Below are 7,973 nucleotides of genomic sequence, written 5' to 3' on the forward strand. Positions count from 1 at the left end.
GACCCGACTGGCGTGCGGTGCGGCTCAGGAATCGAGGGGCGATGGCAGCACTCCCAGCACCAACTCGCCGATGGGCACGGGCCGACTGTAGAGATAGCCCTGGAAGGAGTGGCAGCCCTGCCCCTTGAGCCACTCGTGCTGCTCGACGGTCTCCACGCCTTCGGCAGTGACCTCGAGACCCAGACTGTTGGCCAGAGTGATGGTAGTCTCGACGATGGCCGCGTCCACCGGGTCGACGAGCAAGTCATGGACGAAGGACTGGTCGATCTTGAGCTGATGCAGCGGCAGACGCTTGAGGTAGTTGAGCGACGAATAGCCGGTACCGAAGTCATCGAGGCCGAAGCGAATGCCCAGCTCGCTCAGCGCCGTCATGGTATCGCGCACGCGCTCGGGGTCATCCATGAGCAGACTTTCTGTCACCTCCATGATCAACCGCTCGGGGCATGCCCCCGTCTCGTCGAGCAGGCGCTTCACCTGAGCCACGAAGTCGGCCTGCTGGAACTGCACGGAACTCACGTTCACCGAAATCGTCAGCGCCTCGGTCTCCTGCGCTTCGGCCCACACGGCCAACTGACGGCAGGCGCTCTCGAGCACCCAGTGACCGATGGGAAGTATCAGCTGGCTGGACTCGGCCAGGGGAATGAACACCCCCGGCGAAACCATGCCCCGCCGCGGGTGATGCCAGCGCAGCAGCGCCTCGACCCCGGTGACATGGGTGTCGCCGTCGACCTGCACCTGGTAGTGCAGATCCAGCTCATCGCGCTGCAGGGCCTGATGCAGATCGGCTTCCAGATGAACCCGTGCCATCACCGCCGATTGCATCTCGCTGCTGAAAAAGCGCAGGGCATTGCCGCCCGCATTCTTGGCCTGCTGCAGCGCTATGTCCGCCTGCTGCATCGCCGTATCGACACTGGCCTCCCTGCCGCTGAACAAGGTGATGCCGATGCTCCCCGTGGTGGGCAATCCTCGACTGTCGATGTCACGAGCGTCCAGAATGGCGGCGAGCAGCTTTTCCGCCACGCGCTCGGCCGCACTCGCCGCACGAGACATGTCCTCACCCAGGTCGTGGAGCAGCAGCACGAACTCATCGGCTCCCAGGCGGGCCAGGGTATCGCTCTCCCGCACCGCGTCGCTGAGCCGCTCGGCTACCCGGTGCAAGAGCTCATCGCCTCGATGCAGGCCCTGCAGATCGTTGACCACCTTGAAGTTGTCCAGATCGATGAACAACAGCGCCGCATAGCGGTTGGAGCGATGAATGGATTTGGTGACCAGTTCCAGATGGTCGAGCAACTGGCGGCGGTTGGGCAGCCCGGTGAGAGGGTCGTAGAAGGTCAGGCGGTGGTTGTGCGCCTGGATCTCGCGATAGTCGGTAATGTCGGTGGAGATCCCGCACAGCGACTGGATGTTCCCCTGACTATCGCGCAGCGGCAGCTTGGCGGAGAGAAAAGTGAACGCTCGGCTACCACGCTTGAATATCTTGACCTCCTCGGTCACGACCTTCTCGCCTTGGTCGATCACGCGCAGGTCATTGCGGTGCAGGCTGGCGACGGTTTCGGTGTCGAAGAAATCGCTGTCGCGCTTACCGATCACCTGCTCGGCCGGCAGCTCGAGAAACTCGCACACCTTGCGGTTGGCGTACTCGTAACGCAGGTCCGGCGTCTTGATGTAGATGTAGGCCTCTACGCTATCGAGGATGGTCGACAGGCGGTCTTTGACCTTTTCGAGATCGGCGGTGCGTGCCGCCACACGACGCTTGAGCAGGAGACTTCCGCCCAAAGCGACGGCCAGCAGCAGAACGAGCGCCGCCATGCCCCACCATATCATGGGCGGCACTAGCGCCTTGCCCGACTCGGGCCCCCGCCAACGCTGCAAGGCAGCGTAGTAGGGAGAGTGGCCGTCGGCCTTCCAGCGCTCGAGGTAGCCATCGATGCTCGCCAACACCTGCGACTGCCGCCCTCCGCTACTGGCGTAGAACAGACGCGCCGGCTGGAACATGATCGGCGTGTCGCGCAGACCGTACTCCGCGGCCTGCCAGCCGCCGAAGAAGTGGTTGCTGACCGCGACATCGGCCTCGCCATCACGTACCGCTTCGAACGCGGCAGCATACCCCGATACCGTCACCCAGGCAGCTTCAGCACCGAAGCTGTCCAGCAGTTGCTGCAGATAGCCGTGCTGCATGGAGCCCTGCAACACGGCAATGCGCTTACCGCCCAGATCCAGCGCCGCCTCCACTGTCTCGCCACGGCCCTGATACACCTGCGACCAGCTGTGCAGCGCCGGCACCTCATGAAAATCCAGGCGCTCCGCGCGTGCTTCGCTCCAGCCCACATCCGGCAACAGATCGATCTCACCGCGCTGCAGGGCTTGCAGGCAGGCCTGCCAATGGCAAGCGACGGGATCCAGTTGCCAACCTTCACGGCTCGCCATCGCCGACAGCAGGTCACCCAGAATGCCCGACACACGCTCGGTATCATCCAGCTGCAGTTTGGGCGGGTTGTGGTAGACCCCCACCCGCAACGTATCGCCGGCCGCCGTCAACGACAGAGCCAGCAGCGCCACAAACATCGCTCCTTGTCGCAGGCGCGACAGGCTAGCAGGGGGAAAGGGCATCCCGTCACCAATCCGAAAAGTCCCCCACACTTATAGCAGATTGTGCCGATTTACCACACCGGGGGGGGGGCATTAGCCGCATGCCTGATCTCCTGGGTAGCGTTCGGAGATCGGGCCAATAGCCGGACAGGTTGCCCGCGACGCTTACGATACGACAGCCCACCCGGTAAGACATGACGATCGGGGCTGGCGCAACCGTCCCTGGGCCATTGCTCACATACGAAGAGGCCGCCGATCATGGATCGGCGGCCTGGGTCTTGCGTCAGTGCGGCCCGCGGGCCAAGGCTTACTTGGCCTTGGATGCGGTTTCCTTGACCGTCTTGGTCGCGGTCTCGGTGGCCTGCTGAAGGCCTTCCTGGGCCTGCTTGACACTGCTCTCGGTCAGCTTCTGGCTTTCCTGGACGAAGTCCTGCTGCAGGGCCACGACCTTCTCGGCATCGCCCTGCAAACGCTCGGTGAGCTCCTTGGCGACGGCCTGCTGGCCTTCCAGGTAGCTCTTCAGGCCCGCGGCGTCCTTGACCTCAACCAGGCTGCGCAGCTGCGCCAGGCCGGTGTCGGCATAGGCCTTGGTGGCCTCGAGCTGGGCATTGACCAGTTTCTCTGTGACGTCGACGGACAGGGCGGCGAAAGCGCGAGCCGGGGCGCAGAACATGGACTCGAACTGAGCGGTGTCAAACTGCTTGGCGTCGAATGCGAATGCGTTGGTCATGATGAGAACCTCCGGGTTCTGGATAGCATGGAACGGGAGATTCCCGCTCTGTTGCAATGCACAATAACAGAGGTCTTTGTGCACTGCAACATGCGTCGAGTCACCTGACCACCGCCGCACACTCATGGGATCAGCCGCCGAGGGGCATGGCATTGACTAGGTGCGAAGCCCGGAATAGATGGATGAAGGGGGAGCCGCGTCTCATCAGACGAATCATTGACTCTCGAACTTTACAGCGTTGCAGAGCTAGACAAATTGTAAGACAGCAGTACAATCGACAGTGCGGCACGGTTGTACAACAATTTTCGCTCAGCTCCAGCTCAACCCTGATAGGTATCGAAATGACGACTCCGGCTTTGTGGAGTGCCCAAGCGCACATGCCCTCGGTGATCGGCCGACAGATCCAGGTGGTCTCCGCGGAAGGCTCCTACCTCACCACGGATACGGGCGCCAAACTCTTCGATGGTACTGCCTCCCTGTGGTACGCCAACATCGGCCACGGGCGTGAAGAGATGGCAAGCGTCGCCTACGAGCAGATGAAGACGCTCGACGCTTACCATGTGTTTGGTCGCTACACGAACGACCGGGCCGTATCGCTCGCGGAAACGCTCGTCAGCCTGGCCCCCATCGACGATGCCAAGGTGATCCTGAACAGCGGTGGTTCGGACGCCATCGACGTCGCGCTGAAGTTGGCGCGTCGTTACTGGAATCAGATGGGCCGCAAAACGAAAACGGTCGTGATCAGCCGAGAGCACTCTTACCATGGGCTCCACGCTTACGGCACCAGCGTCGCCGGCCTCGACTTCAACCGCGAAGGTTACGGCACGGATTCTCTGGTCGACGGCACCGAACGGGTCGACAAGCATTCGACTACGGCCTTTGCCGAGGCCATCGAACGCATCGGCGCAGAGAACATCGCCGCCTATATTGCTGAACCCGTAATGGGTACCGGTGGCGTGCATCCCCCTCGCGACGGTTACTTCGCGGAGATTCAGCGGCTGTGCCGCGAGAACGACATCTTGTTCATCGCCGACGAGGTCATCACCGGTTTCGGGCGTACTGGCGACATGTTCGCTTCGACCCGCTATGCGCTTCAGCCGGATATCGTCACTTTCGCCAAGGGGGTGACCTCTGGCTACGCCGCGTTGGGCGGTATCTTCGTTGCGCCCCGCGTATGGCAGTCTTTCTTCGAGCAGGGAGCCGCATCGCCGGTCTATCGCCACGGCACCACCTATTCGGGCCACCCCGTTACCGCCGCCCTAGCGATGAAGAACCTCGAGATCCTCGAGCGCGAGGGCCTGGTCGAGCGCTCGGCGGCGTTGGAGCGAGTGCTGGCCAGTGAGTTGGCGTCGATCGAATCGCATGAGCTCGTGGCGACCACGCGCGTGGGCGGCTTCTTGGGTGCGATCGAGCTGTGTGATGAGGCTCAGGCTGAGTGGGTTACCGACCAGATTCTGGACCTTGGCTTCATCACGCGCCCACTGCGGGGTAACACCGTGCAGATCAGCCCTCCCTTCATCACGACGGATCAGGAAGTGCGCGACCTCGTCGGTGCGGTGCGGCACGTACTGGACGACGTTCGGTCCGGCAAAATCCGGGCTTCGGCATAAGTTCAACGAGTAGAGGGAGACACCATGAACCTACCCACCCCATCACCGGAGCGCCTCGCCGCTTCCGATGAAGCCCTGCAGAGTTTGCCGGGTTATTGCAACCATGCGCCCGGCGACAAGGAGTTTGCCGTACTCGACCCCTCGACGGAGCAGCGCATCGCGACCCTGCCCAGTATGACGCCACAGGAGGCACTGGCCGACGTGGAGACGGCCGACAAGGCGGGCCGCACCTGGGCGAAGACGACGCCACGCCAACGTTCCGACACGCTGCACAATGTCTATTCGGTGCTGATCGCCAACCGGCAGCGCTTGGCCTATGTGATTAGCCGCGAGATGGGCAAGCCGCTGGCCGAGGCCCAGGGCGAGGTGCAGTATGCCGCCGACTACGTACGCTGGTATGCCGAAGAGTTGCTGCGCCCAGCCGGGGGGTATCGGGAGAATCCTGCTGGGGGCTCGACGATCCTGACACGGCGAGCTCCGGTCGGCTTGGCCTTGCTCATCGCACCGTGGAATTTCCCCATGGCGATGATCACCCGCAAGATCGCCCCGGCAATTGCCACCGGTTGCGCCTCGGTGATCAAGCCAGCCGCCCTGACGCCGCTGACCACCCTGCTGACCGTCGAGCTGATGGCAGAAGCCGGCGTACCGCGCGAGCTGATGCGCGTGGTGACCACCACGGACCCCGCCGCTTTCAGCGAAGCCGTACTCTCGGACCCGCGGGTCCGCAAGCTGTCGTTCACCGGCTCCACCGGTGTGGGCAGCACGCTCATGGGGCTGGCGGCGAAGCATATCGTCAAGAGCTCGATGGAGCTGGGGGGCAACGCCCCGCTCATCGTGTTCGACGACGCCGACCTCGAGCGTGCCGTCGAAGGCGCCATGCTGGCGAAGCTGCGCAATGGGGGGCAGTCCTGCGTGGCGGCAAACCGCTTCTACGTGCAGGACGGCATCGCCGACGACTTCGTCGAGGCCTTCAGCAAGCGGATGTCGGAGGTCGTCGTCGGAAACGCCATCGCCGAGGGCGTCGGCCTCGGTCCGGCGATCAACCGTAGCGCCGTCGACAACTTTCAGCACCTCGTCAACGATGCCGTTGCGCGCGGTGCCGAGCTGCGCGCCGGTGGACAAGCCCCGGCGGGCAAAGGCTACTTCTTTGCCCCCACCGTGCTCGATAACGTGCCGCCCGAGGCAGACATCGCCAACACGGAAATCTTCGGTCCTATCGCAGCCATTTCCCGCTTCTCGACCCAGGAAGAGGTGGTGTGGAAAGCGAACGATACGCCTTTCGGGCTTGCTGGTTACATCTTCTCGGAAAATCTCGACCGGGCTCTCAATGTGGCCGACGAGCTGGAAACCGGCCTGGTTGGCATCAACAACGGCGTGCCCTCCAACCCGGCAGCACCGTTTGGCGGTATGAAGCAATCCGGTCTTGGCCGCGAAGGCAGCCACGAAGGCCTGGAGGAGTACCAGGAGATTCGCTACTACAACATTGCACGACGCCACACCGAGTAACCGGGGAGAGTCAGCCGTGCTCAGGGCTCTGACTGTGAGCGAAGCCTTGCGCATGCCGCCTGGGTCTGATGCCACCTCCCTTACTCAAGGCAACATGGGAGCAATGCACCAAGTTTCGATTTGCCCCACCCCAAGCGTGGAAGCGGCGTCGATTTCATGGATGCAAGGCTATGCCTAAGCCCGCTATCATCTAGCATCATTCACCCAGGAAACAGGAGAAGGGAGACCGCGCCACTGCCGTCCAGAGGGGATTGGCATCCCAACCTGGTTCCATGCAAGGTATCCCCCACCCGCCATGAGTACACCCAAGCTTCGTACGATCTCAGTCGTGGATGCAGTTGCCGAGCAGCTCAGCGAGGCAATATTCGATGGTACCTTTCGCCCCGGTGACGTGTTGGTGGAGTCCCAGCTCGCGGATCGTTATCAAGTCCCACGCCAAACGATTCGCTCGGCGGTCGTGGTGCTGATACATGATGGCATTCTACGGCGTGAGCCCAACAAGAGCGTGTACGTTCCGCAGTTCTCGGAGGAGGATCTTCGCGACCTCTTTGCCGTACGCCGGCTGCTCGAGATCGAAACGGCACGCATTCTGGCATCGCGCAACATCGTCCCCAAGGACGCTGAGAGTGCCGTACGCTTCATGGAAGTGCTATGTGACGAAAACGATTGGGATGAAGTCTTGAAACTCGATTTTCAGTTTCATCAGGCACTCATCGCAGCGACCGGCAGCCCACGTCTGCAACGATTTTACCGCAGCATCTCGGCCGAAAAGCGCCTGGCACTGTGCTATTACCGCTCGGCAAACTCATCTCCCCAGCTGATTGCACAGGAACATAGAGTGCTGTTGGATGCTCTTCGTACGGGAGACCCGGAAACGGCCGCAGAGGCGAGCCGCATCCACATCGAGGAGTCAGAGGCTTTCATCAACCGGGCGATACAAGCGCAGCGGAAGTCGCGAACGGAAAGCCAAGACGAACGAGACTCCTCTGGGTAAATGTCCCTGAAGTCACACCCGCACGCAACGCATCTTTATAGCCTTTATCGCTTGAAACCAGCCTGTCGAGCTGGCTCCAGATGTGGCTGGCCGGCAGCCAGCCACATCCTTCAGCCCATGCTTTATCAGCCTAGCCAGTTTGGCAAGAATAGTGAGATTTGGGGCACATAAGCCACCAGAAACAAGATGGCAATGAGCGCCGCCACGAACGGCAGCGCCGCAATACTCACTTTTTCGATAGACAGGCCGCTGATGGCACTCGCCACATTGAGGTTGTCGCCCACGGGCGGGGTGGCAAACCCAATCATCGACGCCATGATCATCACGATTCCGAAATGCACCGGGTCCATCCCCATCTGCATGACCACCGGCACCAGAATCGGAGCCAGCAGGATGATGCCTGCCACCGTCTCCATGTATGCGACGTCAACTACTTTGACCGGTCGGCGACAATTAAAATGACCGGTTGGGGGTAGTTGTCGTCAGCCTGACGACACGGCTTTTCCTCCTTGTAGTTGACGCTGGTAGGCGCGTTTCCGATAGC

Annotated in this window: 6 protein-coding genes; 3 read left to right on the forward strand and 3 right to left on the reverse strand. The window is 61.8% G+C overall.

What is annotated here, in order from left to right; translation table 11 throughout:
- Positions 1–24: 24 nt before the first annotated feature.
- Positions 25–2,565, reverse strand: a complete 2,541-nt coding sequence (locus GFD32_RS11575) for an EAL domain-containing protein (protein WP_163576788.1) — start codon at positions 2,563–2,565, stop codon at positions 25–27.
- Positions 2,566–2,896: 331 nt separating this feature from the next.
- On the reverse strand, positions 2,897–3,319 hold the full coding sequence (locus GFD32_RS11580) for a phasin family protein (protein WP_163576751.1): 423 nt from the start codon (positions 3,317–3,319) through the stop codon (positions 2,897–2,899).
- A 377-nt stretch (positions 3,320–3,696) separates the two neighbouring features.
- On the opposite strand from GFD32_RS11580, the gene GFD32_RS11585 reads away from it, so the two are divergent.
- The 3 genes from GFD32_RS11585 to GFD32_RS11595 all read left to right on the forward strand — a co-directional run bounded on the left by GFD32_RS11585 (position 3,697) and on the right by GFD32_RS11595 (position 7,429).
- Entirely contained in the window at positions 3,697–4,929 is a 1,233-nt protein-coding gene (locus tag GFD32_RS11585; RefSeq protein WP_205599108.1) for an aminotransferase family protein, read from the forward strand.
- Between the two features lie 24 nt (positions 4,930–4,953).
- Positions 4,954–6,435, forward strand: a complete 1,482-nt coding sequence (locus GFD32_RS11590; RefSeq protein ID WP_163576755.1) for an NAD-dependent succinate-semialdehyde dehydrogenase — start codon at positions 4,954–4,956, stop codon at positions 6,433–6,435.
- Between the two features lie 295 nt (positions 6,436–6,730).
- Positions 6,731–7,429 carry a GntR family transcriptional regulator gene (locus GFD32_RS11595; protein ID WP_163576757.1) on the forward strand — a complete coding sequence of 233 codons (699 nt, stop codon included), beginning with the start codon at positions 6,731–6,733 and terminating at the stop codon, positions 7,427–7,429.
- A 125-nt stretch (positions 7,430–7,554) separates the two neighbouring features.
- Here the strand turns inward: GFD32_RS11595 and GFD32_RS11600 are convergent, their stop codons facing one another.
- Positions 7,555–7,845 (reverse strand): TRAP transporter large permease subunit, encoded by a 291-nt coding sequence (locus GFD32_RS11600; RefSeq protein ID WP_240455618.1) that lies wholly within the window; start codon positions 7,843–7,845, stop codon positions 7,555–7,557.
- Positions 7,846–7,973 lie beyond the last annotated feature (128 nt).

It is taken from the genome of Halomonas faecis (genome assembly GCF_010993975.1).
Taxonomy (GTDB): domain Bacteria; phylum Pseudomonadota; class Gammaproteobacteria; order Pseudomonadales; family Halomonadaceae; genus Halomonas; species Halomonas faecis.